Source organism: Pantoea sp. GbtcB22, assembly GCF_019091025.1.
Lineage (GTDB): Bacteria > Pseudomonadota > Gammaproteobacteria > Enterobacterales > Enterobacteriaceae > Pantoea > Pantoea leporis.
The window spans coordinates 981,802-997,366 of sequence record NZ_JAGXKB010000001.1; the positions used below are offsets into that span (position 1 = coordinate 981,802).

General features: G+C 53.6%; 13 protein-coding genes. 6 read left to right on the forward strand and 7 right to left on the reverse strand.

Features of this window, described 5'->3' with window-relative positions; all coding sequences use genetic code 11:
• Nucleotide 1: 1 nt before the first annotated feature.
• Nucleotides 2-577, forward strand: a complete 576-nt coding sequence (locus KVT28_RS04630; protein WP_101760864.1) for a YceI family protein — start codon at nucleotides 2-4, stop codon at nucleotides 575-577.
• A gap of 44 nt (nucleotides 578-621) precedes the next feature.
• Here KVT28_RS04630 and KVT28_RS04635 read toward each other — a convergent pair whose 3' ends face one another.
• A complete protein-coding gene (locus tag KVT28_RS04635; protein ID WP_101760865.1) occupies nucleotides 622-1,677 on the reverse strand; it encodes a rhodanese-related sulfurtransferase in 1,056 nt (351 codons plus the stop codon).
• A 267-nt stretch (nucleotides 1,678-1,944) separates the two neighbouring features.
• Here KVT28_RS04635 and KVT28_RS04640 point away from each other — a divergent pair, with 267 nt between their 5' ends.
• From KVT28_RS04640 to KVT28_RS04650, 3 genes are all read left to right on the forward strand, one after another.
• Nucleotides 1,945-2,868: a Kdo(2)-lipid IV(A) acyltransferase gene (locus KVT28_RS04640; RefSeq protein ID WP_101760866.1), complete on the forward strand. Its 924-nt coding sequence runs from the start codon at nucleotides 1,945-1,947 to the stop codon at nucleotides 2,866-2,868.
• A gap of 558 nt (nucleotides 2,869-3,426) precedes the next feature.
• Entirely contained in the window at nucleotides 3,427-3,693 is a 267-nt protein-coding gene (locus KVT28_RS04645) for a hypothetical protein (protein ID WP_008103132.1), read from the forward strand.
• Between the two features lie 119 nt (nucleotides 3,694-3,812).
• Nucleotides 3,813-4,208, forward strand: coding sequence for a MysB family protein (locus KVT28_RS04650; protein ID WP_101760867.1), 396 nt, complete (start codon nucleotides 3,813-3,815; stop codon nucleotides 4,206-4,208).
• Nucleotides 4,209-4,214: 6 nt separating this feature from the next.
• Here the strand turns inward: KVT28_RS04650 and KVT28_RS04655 are convergent, their stop codons facing one another.
• From KVT28_RS04655 to KVT28_RS04665, 3 genes are all read right to left on the reverse strand, one after another.
• Nucleotides 4,215-4,454, reverse strand: a complete 240-nt coding sequence (locus KVT28_RS04655; RefSeq protein WP_110865906.1) for a YceK/YidQ family lipoprotein — start codon at nucleotides 4,452-4,454, stop codon at nucleotides 4,215-4,217.
• 135 nt (nucleotides 4,455-4,589) lie between these two features.
• Nucleotides 4,590-7,139 carry a glucans biosynthesis glucosyltransferase MdoH gene (mdoH, locus tag KVT28_RS04660; protein ID WP_101760869.1) on the reverse strand — a complete coding sequence of 850 codons (2,550 nt, stop codon included), beginning with the start codon at nucleotides 7,137-7,139 and terminating at the stop codon, nucleotides 4,590-4,592.
• Nucleotides 7,132-8,667 (reverse strand): glucan biosynthesis protein G, encoded by a 1,536-nt coding sequence (locus tag KVT28_RS04665; RefSeq protein ID WP_192234533.1) that lies wholly within the window; start codon nucleotides 8,665-8,667, stop codon nucleotides 7,132-7,134. Before KVT28_RS04665 ends, mdoH begins: the two co-directional genes overlap by 8 nt.
• Nucleotides 8,668-8,945: 278 nt before the next feature.
• Between KVT28_RS04665 and mdoC the strand changes: the two genes are divergently transcribed.
• On the forward strand, nucleotides 8,946-10,070 hold the full coding sequence (gene mdoC, locus KVT28_RS04670; protein ID WP_101760871.1) for a glucans biosynthesis protein MdoC: 1,125 nt from the start codon (nucleotides 8,946-8,948) through the stop codon (nucleotides 10,068-10,070).
• Nucleotides 10,071-10,101: 31 nt separating this feature from the next.
• Here the strand turns inward: mdoC and KVT28_RS04675 are convergent, their stop codons facing one another.
• The gene (locus KVT28_RS04675; protein WP_101760872.1) at nucleotides 10,102-11,565 is read right to left on the reverse strand and encodes a phosphatidylserine/phosphatidylglycerophosphate/cardiolipin synthase family protein; all 1,464 of its coding nucleotides are present in this window, start codon (nucleotides 11,563-11,565) and stop codon (nucleotides 10,102-10,104) included.
• A gap of 160 nt (nucleotides 11,566-11,725) precedes the next feature.
• Between KVT28_RS04675 and KVT28_RS04680 the strand changes: the two genes are divergently transcribed.
• The gene (locus KVT28_RS04680) at nucleotides 11,726-12,874 is read left to right on the forward strand and encodes a beta-glucosidase (protein ID WP_101760873.1); all 1,149 of its coding nucleotides are present in this window, start codon (nucleotides 11,726-11,728) and stop codon (nucleotides 12,872-12,874) included.
• On the opposite strand, the gene KVT28_RS04685 is transcribed toward KVT28_RS04680, so the two are convergent.
• Together KVT28_RS04685 and KVT28_RS04690 are read right to left on the reverse strand one after the other, a co-directional pair.
• The gene (locus KVT28_RS04685; RefSeq protein ID WP_217546985.1) at nucleotides 12,871-13,044 is read right to left on the reverse strand and encodes a hypothetical protein; all 174 of its coding nucleotides are present in this window, start codon (nucleotides 13,042-13,044) and stop codon (nucleotides 12,871-12,873) included. The two genes, KVT28_RS04680 and KVT28_RS04685, sit on opposite strands and share 4 nt — an antisense overlap.
• Nucleotides 13,045-13,358: 314 nt before the next feature.
• The gene (locus KVT28_RS04690) at nucleotides 13,359-15,560 is read right to left on the reverse strand and encodes a TonB-dependent siderophore receptor (RefSeq protein WP_217546988.1); all 2,202 of its coding nucleotides are present in this window, start codon (nucleotides 15,558-15,560) and stop codon (nucleotides 13,359-13,361) included.
• Nucleotides 15,561-15,565 lie beyond the last annotated feature (5 nt).

Below are 15,565 nucleotides of genomic sequence, written 5' to 3' on the forward strand. Positions count from 1 at the left end.
CATGCTAAAGAAGACATTATTGGCAGTAGCAGCGGCCGGATTATTGAGCGCCAGCCTGACGGCCAGCGCGGCTGATTACAAATTTGATAAGGAAGGCCAGCACGCGTTTGTGCAGTTCCGCATTCAGCACCTGGGCTACAGCTGGTTGTACGGCACCTTTAAAGACTTTGATGGCAGCTTCACTTTTGATGAAGCCAATCCTGCGGCAGATAAAGTCAACGTGACCATCAACACCAACAGCCTCGATACCAACCATGCTGAGCGTGATAAACACCTGCGCAGCGCGGATTTCCTCAACACCGGTAAGTTCCCGCAGGCAACCTTTGCTTCTACCGCCGTGAAGAAAGAGGGTAAAGATTACAAGATCACCGGTGACCTGACGCTGAATGGCGTGACCAAGCCCGTCACGCTGGATGCAAAATTGATCGGTGAAGGCAAAGATCCATGGGGCGGCTACCGTGCAGGATTTGAAGCCAGCGGTGAGATCGTGCTGAAAGAGTTCAACATCAGCAAAGATCTTGGCCCGGCATCGCAGAAAGCTGAACTGATTATTTCGGTGGAAGGCGTGCGTAAGTAAACGAAGTACAGCCTGAAGTCCGCAGACCTCAGGCTGTTTTACGCTTATTTTTTATCTGGCGCCGGAATTGCCATCGTCATGTTCAGCAAACCACGTGATTTGTTGAACACTTTGTTGCCATTTTCACGGCCCGCACGGCGTGCGCGCTGCTCCTCTGGCGACAACGTTGACTCTTCCATGCAGATTGGGCTGCAGCAGTTGTTGTACTTTTCAGCGCAGCTTGGGCACTGAATAAACAGCAAATGACAGCCATCATTGATGCAGTTGGTGTGGCTATCGCAAGGCGTGCCGCACTGATGACAGCTGGAAAGAATATCGTCGGAAATACGCTCGCCCATGCGCTCGTCAAAGACAAAGTTTTTGCCCTTGAAACGCACCGGTAAGCCCTGTTCACGCGCCCGACGGGTGTATTCAATAATCCCGCCTTCGATGTGATAAACATCTTTGAAGCCGTTGTGTTTCATCCAGGCGCTGGCCTTTTCACAACGAATGCCACCGGTACAGTACATAACAATCTTTTTGTCTTTCTGATCCTGCAGCATATCAACGGCCATCGGCAGTTGATCGCGGAAGGTATCGGCCGGCACTTCCATCGCGTTATCGAAGCGCCCCACTTCATATTCGTAGTGGTTACGCATATCCACAAACAGCGCATCCGGATCGTCGAGCATCGCATTAACGTCCGCGGCTTTCAGGTAAGCACCCACATCGCTGGCATCAAAGCTGTTGTCTTCAATCCCATCCGCTACAATGCGTTCACGCACTTTCAGGCGCAGCACCCAAAAAGATTTACCGTCATCATCCAGCGCAATGTTCATGCGCAAGTTATTTAGCGCCGCATCAAAGGCATACAAAGCGGCCTTCATCTTTTCGTAGCGGCTGGCGGGCACGCTGATTTGTGCGTTGATGCCTTCATGCGCAACATAGACGCGACCAAACACCTTGAGTTTGGTTAACTCAACGTAGAGGGCATCACGGAAGGCTTTAGGATCGGCAATCTGGAAGTATTTATAAAAAGAGACTGTGGTACGTGGTTCGGTTTCCGCCAACATACGTTCCTTCAGCTCTTTATTGGAAACAAGGTTATGTAACACTGGCATGGTGTTCGTCCTGTTAGCAATCAGAGAAATTTAGCGCGCGTATGATACCCGAATTCTGCCTGATACAAAAATGTTGGTTTGATAAGCCTGCCGGCTGAAATTACACACGCATTTGTGCGCCACAATTGCGTTTTCGTGCGCATACCTGCTGTCGGAAAGCCGTCCTCGGTCTATGCTTGATTTCAGCCAGAATGAAAAAATGGCATAATGACAAAAAATTACAGAAACCGGACTCTCTGGCATAAGACGCAGGATACTGACATTTCCATGACTCAACTTCCCCAACTCACCCGTGAACTCTTCTATCCACGCTATTGGCTGACCTGGCTCGGCATTGGCTTTCTTTATCTGCTGGTGCTGTTGCCCTATCCGGTACTGCATGCAATTGGCTGCGGATTGGGTCGCGTTGCCATGCGCTTTATGAAGCGGCGCGTTGAAGTGGCGCAACGTAATCTTGAAGTGTGCTTCCCCACTATGCCGACCAATGAACGTGACGCGATGGTAAAGCACAACTTCGAATCGGTAGGCATGGGGCTGATTGAAACCGGGATGGCGTGGTTCTGGCCGGACTGGCGTATTCGTAAATGGGTCACCACCAGCGGGCTGGAGCACGTGACTAACGCGCTGGCAGAGAAGCGCGGCATATTATTAATTGGTATGCACTTTCTGACTCTGGAGTTGGGAGCGCGGGTATTTGGTATGCACAACCCAGGCATTGGCGTGTATCGTCCCAACGACAACAAGTTGATCGACTGGCTGCAAACCTGGGGCCGGATGCGCTCTAATAAAAGCATGCTGGACCGCAAAGATCTGAAAGGCATGATTCGCGCCATGAAGAACAACGACATTATCTGGTATGCACCGGATCATGATTATGGCCCGCGCAGCAGCGTGTTTGCGCCATTCTTCGCGGTTCAGGATGCGGCGACAACCACCGGCACCCATATGCTGATTCGTCTGGCAAACCCAAGCGTGGTGCCGTTCCTGGCGCGACGTCTGCCGAACGCGCGCGGCTATGAGCTGAAAATGATGCCAGATATCCGCGACAAATTTACGCTGGAATCTGAACTTGATACGGCTGTGGTGATGAATAAAGTGGTGGAAGAGACGGTGCTGCTGGCTCCAGAGCAATACATGTGGCTGCATCGCCGCTTTAAAACGCGTCCGCAAGGCGAACCATCGGTTTATTAACATTGGTCGGGGCACCCTGTGTGCTCCGCTGTTTATATGCACTAATTTGCCTTTTGGCGCGATCACATGCGGTAATTTATTAGTGAGCCGTGCCAGCCTGAACTTAGGCTGATAGTTGGCTTAGCGCCGCATTTAATCAGACATCACTTTTCTTCAGCACGCAATGTTGACGTAAAATTAACCTTTCCTCGCGCCGCAGCAGCCAAATTCTGCGTTGATGCAGGATTCCCGGAATTGTCACCCATTAATATTTATTCACCAAAGTTTAGCGTTTCGGACCTGATTTCTACGACTTCCAGGGCTATTCCTATTTAATATTGCTAAATCCTTCGGCATCACTTATCAATGAAGTAAAATTAACTTACTAAACAAGGTATTGTCTGATTAAAAAACCCCATATTCCTTTTCATTAAAATAATCGCTTCGCTTATAACTTTATGGAATTGGTTCGTAAAATCGAATCCAGTTAATTTCGATTACAGCACTTAGCTTCACCCGTTCACTTTTAAAAAATATAAAAAGATTACACACAGCAAATATATCTCAGGACAATATAATATGAATAAAGGCATCTACTACTACGTGACGATCAGTACCGATCAGGAAGGTTATCATCTTCTGCATCGGAAAGAGTGCAAACGCTTACCCGTAAAGGAGGACATGGTATTTATTGGCACTCTATATAATTTAAATCAGGCATTATCAACCGCGCGTATTAATTTTAAAAAGGTTAAGCCCTGTATTAAATGTTGTATTCGTTACTCTGCTCCAATTATTCACGAATCAGTACGCCCGGTATTGCATTTCCCGCAGAAAATAGCCTGACCGGTTGGGCGGTTGAATTTCACGCAACCGCCCAACTGATATTTCCTCTCCGCCCTGCACTTCACGATTTTTCGTCTATCCTTCTGTGAAATCCCTTTTTTACAGACATGGAGTTGATGATGAGCCTGTTTACCACCCTTGAAGAAGCCATTGAAGCCGCTCGTGAAGAGTTCCTCGCCAGCCAACCAGAGATCGCTGAAGAAGATGCCAGTGTAAGCCAGTTCGCCCTGCAGAAGTACGTGATGCAGGATGGCGACATTATGTGGCAGGCCGAATTTTTCGCGGAAGAGGACGGTCAGGGTGAATGCCTGCCGATCTCCAGCGGAGACGCTGCACAAGCCATCTTTGATGGCGATTTTGATGAAGTCGAACTGCGTCAGGAGTGGCAGGCGGAAAATACGCTGCACGAATGGGATGACGGCGAGTTCCAGCTGGAACCACCGCGTGACCTTGAAGAGGGCGAAGCGGCGGCACAAGAGTGGGAAGACGACAACAGCCCTTCTGACAATCTATAGTAACGTTTATTCGTACGGACCGTGACTGGCATCCACGGGCAGTAACAGCGTGTCCATCACCAGCGACAGCGGCAAATCGATAATGGTTAGCACGCGCCACGGTCCGTCACGAACGTCCCACTGCACGCCGGGATAATATTGGTTGCCGTGACCTTGTCCGGGAAAGGTGCGGCTGATGATACTGCCACAACCGGTGAGCAGAAGAATCGCGGCGCTAAGCGCGGTTATTTTCAGGAAATAATTCACAACATTTACTCACAATGAACTGGCGTTAGTTTAACCATCTCACAGGGACGATGACCACTCCTTAACACGTAAAGATTGCGTCATATTTCTGGCGAAAAAAAAGCGGCATTTCTGCCGCTTTCTACTTTCTCATCCTCAGCGCTGTGGCAGCGCCTCTGGATTGAGCTTCAGCTTCTGATAGCTTTCCACCCACTGATGATATTTGTCCGCGCTTTCCCACAGGCGTGAGTGCACACGAGCCAGCACCACCGGATCGCTAATCAGCTGCAAACGCTGCTCGCGATTCAGTTTCTCTGGCGCATCGCTCAGTGCCTGATCGACACGACGGTCACGCGCATGATCCAGTAAATCGCTCTGCTTATGACGCGATGTTGCCATCGCCGTCGCCAGCGCGTTAAACGCCGGGTTAAACAGTGCATGCATAAAGCCATTTTTCAGCGCGCGTTGACGATTGATCTGCAGATAGTGATCGGTATCAACCAGCTCTTTAGGTGGCTCATACTCTTCCGGAATCAGGAACAGTTTGGCGTTCTTACTCTTCTGCCCTACCGTTGCACGGCTCGACATCACCGACACAAACGGCGACAGGATCAGCGAGACGACGATCGGCGACAGCCACCACAGGAAGTTCAGATCGAGGAAGCCCATACCGCCCGCCCACACCAGACCCAACAGCATCTGTGAACCATGACGACGGAAAGCTTCGCTCCAAGGCGTCGCATCATCATCACGCTGCGGCGAGTTCCACACCACTTCCCAGCCAAGGAACGCGCTGACCACAAACACGGTGTGGAACAGCATGCGCACCGGCGCCAGCAGCACTGAGAACAACATCTCCAGAATCAGCGAGAAGAATAAGCGGATGGCGCCACCGTAAGGTTTCGCTCCCTTGAACCAGATCAGCACCACGCTCAACAGTTTCGGCAGGAACAGCAGCACCAGCGTAGTTGAGAACAAGGCTATCGCCAAGTCGGGGCGCCACTGCGGCCACACCGGGAACAGCTGGCGTGGTTGCAGGAAGTAGGTCGGTTCCATCAGCGTGTGCACCACCTGCAAGGCAGTAGAAAGCGCGAGGAACATGAACCACAACGGCGCAGAGAGATAGGACATTACGCCCGTCAGGAACACCGCACGGTGAACCGGATGCATCCCTTTTACCAGGAACAAACGGAAGTTCATCAGGTTACCGTGGCACCAGCGACGGTCACGCTTCAGCTCATCCAGCAGGTTCGGCGGCAGTTCTTCATAGGAGCCTGGCAGATCGTAGGCGATCCACACACCCCAACCGGCACGACGCATCAGCGCGGCTTCAACGAAGTCATGCGACAGGATCGAACCCGCGAAGGAACCTTCACCCGGCAGCGGTGCCAGCGCACAGTGCTCGATAAACGGTTGCACACGAATGATGGCGTTATGGCCCCAATAGTGTGATTCACCCAACTGCCAGAAGTGCAAACCAGCGGTGAACAGCGGACCGTACACACGGGTAGCAAACTGCTGGCAACGCGCATACAGCGTATCCATGCCTGACGCTTTCGGCGAAGACTGGATAATACCGGCGTTCGGGTTAGCATCCATCATGCGCACTAAACCGGTAAGACACTCACCGCTCATTACGCTGTCGGCGTCCAGCACCACCATGTAGCTGTAGTTGCTGCCCCAGCGACGGCAGAAGTCATCGATGTTGCCGCTTTTACGCTTCACACGACGACGACGACGACGATAGAAGATCTTGCCGGCGCCACCGACATCACGCACCAGCTCCATCCAGGCTTTTTGCTCGGCGATGGCAATATCGGCATCGTAGCTGTCGCTCAGAATGTAGACGTCGAAGTGTTCGGCATTGCCAGTTCGTTTGACCGATTCCCAGGTCGCACGCAGGCCAGCAAACACGCGTTCTACATCTTCATTACAGATCGGCATGATCAGCGCAGTACGGTGTTCCGGATTCAGTGGCTCATCGCCGGTTGTCGAATACGAAATGCTGTATTTATCGCGACCGATCAGCAGCTGCAGGAAGCCCATCAGCGCAGTCCAGAAACCGGCAGAAACCCAGCAGAACAGGATGGCGAACAGGAACAGAATCCCAGTCTGCAGGATGTACGGCAGGATCAGCTCAACCGACTGCAGCCAGTTCTGGTTGAACATCTCGATAGGATCGATCAGCGTCCAGCCCTGATACGGCAGAATGGTTTTCATGTACCAGGTTGCCACCACGGTCTGCAGAATCGTCAGAATCAGCAGTACGTAACGACGCATGGAGCCAACGTGGCGCCACTTGTCCTCGTTTTTCTGCTCTTCAACGGTGGCATAGCGTGGAGTGGATTTCTGGCCGCGCAGGGAATCCCAGGCGCGCGCAATCGGGTTGGTGCGCCAGATCTCCGGGAACATCAGCGAACGCTTCACTTTCGGCATCGCCTTCAGTGTGGTGCGATCAAGATAATCCTTGCTGAGCTGCTGACCATCCGCCAGTGAGTCCGGCCAGGCCATTTGCACACGGGATGACACCGATTTCAGCGGTGCATCATCCGGGCGCTCGCTGGCGGCGTTATCTTGCCCCAGCGACGTATGAATAGCGTGGAACGCCTGCGCATTCTGCAGCGAATCGCTGAGACGGGCGCGCCCTGCCGCATCAAGCGGCAGAGCCTCCACGTAAGATTGAGGTAGAAATATCGATTTATTCATTGGCAGGTAGCTGATAGCTCCAGGTTTCCGTCAATGTCTTGTCGCCGCTCACCAGCGCCGCACGCATCTCAGTCGGCTGCTTGTTATCTTTCACACGCAGACGCAACACCAGACGCCAGCCTTTGGTCACCGGGTTGTAGCGCACACTCTGCTCAACCACGTCAGCGTTGTTACCCACGCTCACCTGCGGCGCCACTTGCGTATCTTCCGGCAGCTTGCTCATCGCTTTGCCAACGAAATCCACGGTGAAGGCAATAGAACCATCCGGCTGACGCACCAGATTCGACTGCTTCACATCACCGGCAGAGCGCAGCGTGTCTTTTACCCAGGCGATGTCGTCTGAGTGCAGCTGATTCTCGTCACGGGTGAAGTGCAGACGATACTGGAAGTTCATCTCTTTGCCCGGCTCTGGCAGTTTTTCCGGCGTCCAGAACGCAACGATGTTGTCGTTGGTTTCATCGGCAGTTGGAATCTCTACCAGTTCAACACGGCCTTTACCCCAATCACCCTGCGGCTCAACCCAGCCACTTGGGCGCAGGTCATAGCGATCGTCGAGATCCTGGAAACGGCTGAAATCACGCGTGCGCTGCAGCAGACCAAAACCTTTCGGGTTCTCAACGGTAAAAGTGCTAACCGCCAGATGTTTCGGGTTATTTAGCGGACGCCAAATCCACTCACCGTTACCGGCATGAATCGAAAGACCATTTGAATCGTGCAGCTCAGAACGGAAGTTGGTCACTGGCGAAGGCTGGTTTGCACCAAACAGGAACATGCTGGTCAGTGGCGCCACGCCCAGTTTGCCGACGTTATCACGCAGATAAACTTTGGATTGCACATCAACCGTCGATTCTTTGCCCGGTTTGATGATGAAACGATAGGCACCGGACGCGCGTGGCGAATCCAGCAGCGCATAGATCACCAGTTGTTTGTCCTGCGGTTTTGGACGCTCAATCCAGAACTCTTTAAAGCGCGGGAACTCTTCGCCCGACGGCAAGGCGGTATCAATCGCCAGTCCACGTGCCGAAAGACCGTACACCTGGCCTTCGCCAATCACACGGAAATAGCTGGCGCCGAGGAAGCTGGTGATCTCGTCGTCTTTGCCCTTTTTATTTAAAGGATACAACACCTTAAAACCAGCAAAGCCGAGGTTTTTGACTGCATCAGCATCGTGTTTTACGTTGCCGAAATTGAAGTAGTCAGGGTTATATTTAATTTCACGTACTGAAGACGCCGTCACTTCGTTGATTTTCACCGGCGTATCGAAATACATGCCCTGATGATAGAACTCAAGCTTAAACGGCGTGCGCAGTTTGCCCCAATAAGCTTTGTCGTGGTTAAACTGGATCTGCTGATAGTCAGCAAACTTCATTTCACGAAACTGAGAGGGTAAATTGCTTTTTGGCGCTTCGAAACTTTTCCCTGCCAACGCCTTGGCTTGTTTTGCAACATCATCAATGTTAAACGCCCAACTATTGTTGGCATACATAGCCAGCAGAACTGCCGCGCCTACCCAGCGCATCTTTACCAGTCCCACTTTATTATTCACATTATTCAGCACATCCCCCCCTTTCGTGTGCTTAGATCAAACCCGATTATCTTAAAGGATTATTCGGTTTTCCGACAGCGTATGTAATAGATTGTTCCGCTGATTTGTAAGCTGAAAATGTGCTTTTAGGATAATTAAACCCCGCAAAATCACATACAGATTCACCTGATAGTATACCCTGTTTACAGCCGGTAGAATTTTCCTTCGGCATAATCCGGTTTCAGGGCGAAACCGGCAAGTAAACTGACTATTGGAAGATTATGAGTTCAGCTAAACCCGAACGTGAATATTTCCTCGATTCGATTCGCGCGTATTTAATGTTATTGGGCGTGCCTTTTCACGTCTCCCTGATTTACTCCACGCAGAAATGGGCCGTGAACAGCCATGACGCCTCAATGTGGTTGACGGTGCTGAACGACTTTATTCACGCCTTCCGCATGCAGGTGTTCTTTGTTATTTCAGGCTATTTTTCCTACATGCTCTACTTACGCTACCAGCCGCAGCGCTGGTTGAAAGTGCGTCTGGAGCGTGTCGGCATCCCGATGTTGACTGCCGTGCCGCTGATTACCTTGCCGCAGTTTTTCATCACCAAAAATCTCACCGATAAAATCGGCGACTGGAACAGTTTCTCGCTGTACGACAAGTACAACACGCTGGCGTGGGAGCTGATATCTCATCTGTGGTTTTTATTGGTACTGGTGATTCTGACCACGTTCGGTATGGTGGCGTTTCGCTGGCTGAATAAGCAGCAGCGCAGCATCGATTATCAGCAAATTGGCTGGGGCAAATTGACGCTGGCGCTACTGACTTATGCCTTAATTTGGTGTGCGTTCCGCCGCGTGCTGTTTTATTTCGTTCCGGCCGTGTTTGCCGATGGCCTGTTCAGCATTGCCGTGATGCAAACGCTGATGTTCCTACCGTTCTTTATGCTGGGTGCGTTGAGCTGGAAGCATCAGGCGCTGAAAGCGTTGTTTGTGCGCTTTAATCCGGTGATGTGCTTTGGCGCTATCGCAGTATTCATCGCCTATAGCCTGAATCAGCGTTACAGCAGCGGTGAAGGTTGGCTGTATGAAATCGATATGATCATTTCGACGCTGATGGGGTTGTGCATGCTAAACGTCTGTTTTAGCTTCGGCCATAAGCTGCTGAACAGCCATTCGCCGCGCATCATGTATCTGGTGAATGCCTCGCTGTTTATCTATCTGGTACACCATCCGCTGACCATTTTGTACGGCATCTACATCACGCCGCACATCGGCAACAACACGCTCGGCTTCTTCGTCGGCTTACTGATGGTATTTGGCGTGGCGTTTACGCTGTATGAAATCCATCTGCGCATTCCGCTGCTGCGCTTCCTGTTCTCCGGTAAGCCGCAACGCAAATGAAAAAAGGGCCCGCTAAGCTGGCCCTTTTTATCTAAAGCAACCACTCAACCGGCAAGCGCCACACCAGTCGCACCAGCAAGCGCTGCAGCAGCGTGCATTGCGGTTCATGTTTGTGCACCACTTCGCCCTGCTCGTTAGCAAACTCGACCCAATTGACGCGTCCCCACTTATCCAGACGTAGCGTCCAGGCGCGATCGCGCATCCCGGCAATAAAGCGCTGATGCGTTTGCTGCGCCAGGGCTTCACTCTCAATCACCAACCCCATTTCGGTGTTCAGCATGGCGGAACGCGGATCGAAATTGAACGAGCCGATAAATACTTTGCGATTGTCCACGGTGAAGGTTTTGGCATGCAAACTGGAACCTGAATTACCGGTGATACCGCGATCGTGTGGCGCGGTTTGCGGATTGTCCTGCGGCTTCAGTTCATACAGCGCGATGCCGTGGCGCAGCAGTTTTTTGCGCCAGCGCGCATAACCGGCGTGCACCACCGTGACGTCATTGGCCGCCAGCGAATTGGTAAGGATGGCAATCTTCACCCCGCGACGCTTCAATGCCAGCAGCTGCGCCACGCCAGATCGCGTCGGGACAAAATAGGCCGAGATAATATCGAACTGCTGCTGCGGCGTGCCGATGACCTCTAGCATGCGCTGCGGCAGTAAACTGCGGCGTTTTGCTTTGCCGAGCCCTTTACGCGGATCATCACTCAGCAGGCGCGATTCCGCCCACGTCATCTCCAACTCGCCCTGCTCCATCTGGCTGATAAACGACGAGTGCTCCAACCGTGCCAGATAGCGCTCCACCGCTTCACTCTGCTGCCACTCTTGTGGCAAGCGCACTGCCTGATGCGCATCGCCGCTCACATCAACCACCTTGCGCAGCGGCGATACCGCTTTACTGCGCCAGTAGCGTTCGAAATCCTGCGTCACTTCGTCGACCACCGGACCAATCGCCAGGACATCGAGATCGGTAAACAGCGGTTCATCGCCGGTGCCAAAATATTCGTCGCCGATATTGCGCCCGCCCACCAGCGTCGCTGCGCCATCCACTGTCAGGCTCTTATTGTGCATACGTCGATTGAGGCGGGAAAAATCGGTGAGATAACCGAGCGCGCGCAGCGTGCGGAACGAGAACGGATTGAACAGGCGCACGGCGATATTGGCGTGGCGATCGAGTTCCGCCAGCGTTTCATCCAAACCCGGCGTGTTGTTGTCATCCAGCAGCAATCGCACCTTCACCCCGCGCTCGGCGGCGTCCAGCAGCGCGCTGAACAGCAAGCGGCCGGACATGTCGTTGTGCCAAATGTAGTACTGCACATCAATGGTGTGCTGCGCCATGCTCATCAACTGATAGCGCGCAGCAAAAGCGTCCAATCCATCGTTAAGCGGATGGATGCCGCTCATGCCCGGATGTCGTGCGCAACGCGCCTCAACACTCGGTTTCAGCCGGTTGCCCGAATGTTCCTCAGGCGGCAAAGAGGTTGCTGCTTCACTCATAGTGAATCCCTGAAAGCTGTGGACCTATTATTGTTGGTATCAATGCGCGAAGAAGCAATCGGAGGCTTCCTTTTCTGCCCAATGGCGCACCGTCAATTTAGTCTAGACTTAGCCAGGCGTTCTGCATTCTGCATCCGGCGCTCAATGTGAGGAGAGGATTATGACTCAGCAATCCCTGCGCCATCACCCTCAGCTGTTCCGCAGTTTCTTTCAGGGCAGTTTTCCCTGTTCAACCGCCCGTCGCGCAGGCGGACGTCGGCTCGATATGGTGATCAGCAGCGGCCACGACATGCTGCTGGAGAAAGATTATGCCGCACTGGCGCAGGAAGGTTTGCACACCGCGCGCGATGGCGCTCGCTGGCATCTGATTGAAGCCGTGCCCAACGAATATGACTGGCGCACCTTTCTGCCGATGGTGCACGCCGCGGCGCGTCACGATATGCAGATTATCTGGGAGCTGGCGCATTTTGGCTATCCCGATCACCTGGATATCTGGAAAGCCAGCTTTATCGATCACTTTGAACGCTTCGCCCGCGCGATGGCGCAACTGATGCGCGATGAAGGCATCGAAAAGCCCTTTTTTACGCCGATCAATCAGATCTCATTCTGGTCGTGGGCTGGCGCGGATGTTTCCTGGCTCGATCCCTACGCCAGCGATCGCGGTCGTGAGCTGAAGCGCCAATTAGTGCGCGCCTCGCTGGCGGCGATGCACGCCATTCGCGAGGTTTATCCCGATGCCCGCTTTGTGCTGACCGATCCGCTGGTGCAGGTGGCGACCGATCCCGATAACCCTGACAGCAAACCTTATGCCGACGCGCAGCATCAGGCGCAGTTTGAAGCCTGGGATTGGATTGGCGGACGCGATGCGCCGGAACTGGGTGGCCGCGCGGATTTCCTCGATATTCTGGGTCTTAATTACTATCCCGACAATCACTGGTTTTTCTCAGGCGAAACCATGCCAATCGACCATCCGACGCGCCAACCGCTGCACCGTTTGTTAATGCAGTGCTGGCAACGTTATCAGCGCCCGATGATTCTGGCCGAAACCGGAGCCGAAGGTGATGCGCGAGCGCCCTGGCTGCGGCAGATCAGTGAAGAAGCGCGTCTGGCGCTGGATCACGGCGTGGCGCTGGAAGGGATTTCGCTCTATCCGGTGGTGGAGTATCCGGCGTGGGCCGACGATCGACGTTCGCCAGGCGCGCTGTTTGGCCTCGGCGATCCCAATGGCAATCGCACCCTGCATGAGGCGCTGGCGCTGGAGTTGCGCAGTCAACAGATTAAGTGGCAGAACTGGCAGACAAAAAGCTAAGACTGTTGCGTAGTGGCGGGTTTTTGCGGGCAGGTTTGCACATCGAGTGAAGGATCCGCGGGGTGACGCACGTCGGTGAGCCAGGTCATGGTGAAGAGAAACACCACGCCAATTAAACAGGCGGAAAGCAGGCCAATTATGGCGATCAGTTTGTCATCGCTGGTTTCCATCGACATCTCCTTGCAGGCTTCCTTTTCCCGGTGCTGACCTTAACTCATCCACAGCGTAATCATCAGGACGAAGATTATAAGCGTAACCGAAGTGACTGCAAGCACCACAATGGCGAAGAGCGCGTCGTCGAGCGGCTGCCGATAAGGTTCGTCGTGGTCGTCTGGTGGTGCAGGTGAACTCATGATGACTCAAAAATAAAGGCGAGTTTTCGCGCAGGATTGCCGCACAGAGTGTAATGCAATGCGCCCTAAGTTACAGGAAAATTTCTGGCGGAGAAATAATGGGGCGCAGGCGCGCCCCATTGGAGAGCAGATTAGAAATCGTAGCTGAGTGAAACCTTCACCGTGCGCGGTTCACCCTGCGACAAATAGGTGCCGCTGTCATCAACATTGGCCCAATATTTCTCATTGGTGACGTTATCCACGCCCACGCGCCACACCATATCGTTCTGGTTAACCTTCATGCGGTAACGCAGACCCAAATCCAGCGTGGTGTAATCATCCAGCTTCATGTTGTTTGCCAGGTCGGCATATTGTGAACCGGTGTAGTTCAGCAATGCTGTGGCGGTCAAACCGTCCACCGGCTTGATGTCATACTCCGCACCCAGCGCCGCAGTGAAGCGCGGTACGCCGATGGCGTTTTTGCCATCCTGATCGCTGTCACCGGTTTTGGTCATATCCGGATCGATCCAGGTGGCGCTGCTGTTAAGACGCAGGCCCAGCACCGGCTCACCGAATACGTTCAACTCCACGCCACGGTTGCGCTGCTCGCCATTCAGCTGGTAGACCGAATTGTTCAGCACGCCAACCGGCTGTTTGATTTCAAACAGCGCCAGCGATCCGCCGACGCGACCAAAGTCCGCTTTGACACCCACTTCGTTCTGCTTCGCATGCACGATGCCGGTCACGCTACCGTAGTTGGTGGCGGTAAACGGCGCGGCGGTGCCCGGCGTCAGCGATTCAATATGGTTGGCATACAGCGAGATATTTTGCGTGGCTTTATACAGCAAACCGTACGCCGGCAACCAACGGCTGCTGTCGAAACGTGTCGCGGTATCTTCAACGCCGTCATAACCGTAGTTACGCACCACCACTTTTTGATGACGCGCGCCGACGGTTGCCAGCAAGGTGTCATCAAAGAAGCCCAGCGTATCGCTCAGCAGGTAGCCTTGCGAACGTGAACGGTAAGTGGTCAGCGGATCGCTGAACTTAGCGCCACCGGCGAACACGCTATCCGGTTCAGCCACATCCTGCGGGTGATAAATATTTACGTTGGCATCGTTGCCCGACGACATGCGATAGCTGTTTTTCGCATTCGTGGTCATCGCCGAATAACCGAAATTCACTTTATGCGTCACCGGACCGGTGGTGAAATCACCACGCAGGCCAACCATGCCGCTCATGTTGTCCTGCACGCGATTGGTGCGGAAGCGGCCAATGGTGGCGTTGCCGGCGCTGTCGAGGATCTTCGGAATGCCGTAGTTGCCCACTTCATGTGTGTGCTGCGCGCCGAGGCCCGCATAGGCGGTCCACTGATCGGTCAGATCGTATTCGGCTTTCGCCAGACCAAACTCCGACTCGATATCGCTGAACACCCACTTCTGGCTGTAGTTTTTCGCGTTGGACGGCACATCAGGAATGAAATCGATGCCGCTGATGTTGACGCCGTTACGCGCATCGTGGAAGGTCTTTTTCTGGTAGCCAACGTCGAGCGACGTACGCAGACGATCGCCACGATAATCCAGGCCGAGTGACGCAGCGGTGGTGCGTTTTTTCTCGCCATCTACCTCGGTGCCGCCTTCGCGGTTAACCGCATTCAGACGCACGCCGAACTGGTTGTTGTCGCCAAAACGACGACCAATATCGGCGGTGCCGCCCACCTGGGAACCGGACGTGTAGTCCACCCCGATGCGCGTCAGCGGCGTATCATCAGCGTGCTTCGGCTCGAGGTTAATCATGCCGCCTACGCCGCTCTCCGCCGAACCGTTCAGCAAGGCGTTAGCCCCTTTAAAGATCTCCACGCGATCAATCAGCGAGGCATCCATCACCTGACGCGGCACGATACCCGCCAGGCCGCCGTAGGTCATGGCATCGCCGTCCAGCTTGAAGCCACGAATGCGATAGCTCTCGGCAAAGTTGCCGTAGCCTTTCAGATTCTGCACGCCAGCATCGTTGCGCACCACGTCACCGATGGTTTGCGCCTGCTGATCCTGAATCATTTTCGAGGTAAAACCAATGACGTTAAACGGCACGTCCATGGCGTTTTGCTCACCCAGCATGCCAAGGCGGCCGCCGTGTGCAACCTGGCCATCGAGGAAAGCCGGTACCAGATCGTTGCCGCCTGGTTTGAAATCGGTTTGCGGTGTCGCGGTCACGGTCAGCGTCTGCTGCTCGTTTTTCGCGTCAGTTGAGGTTGTGGTGTTGGTGGTAGCAGCCATCACTGGCAAACAACCGGCGCTGACCATTACGGCCAACAGCGTCGGTTTCAGTCCGGGATTGAAAGGCATAGCGCGCATGGGAT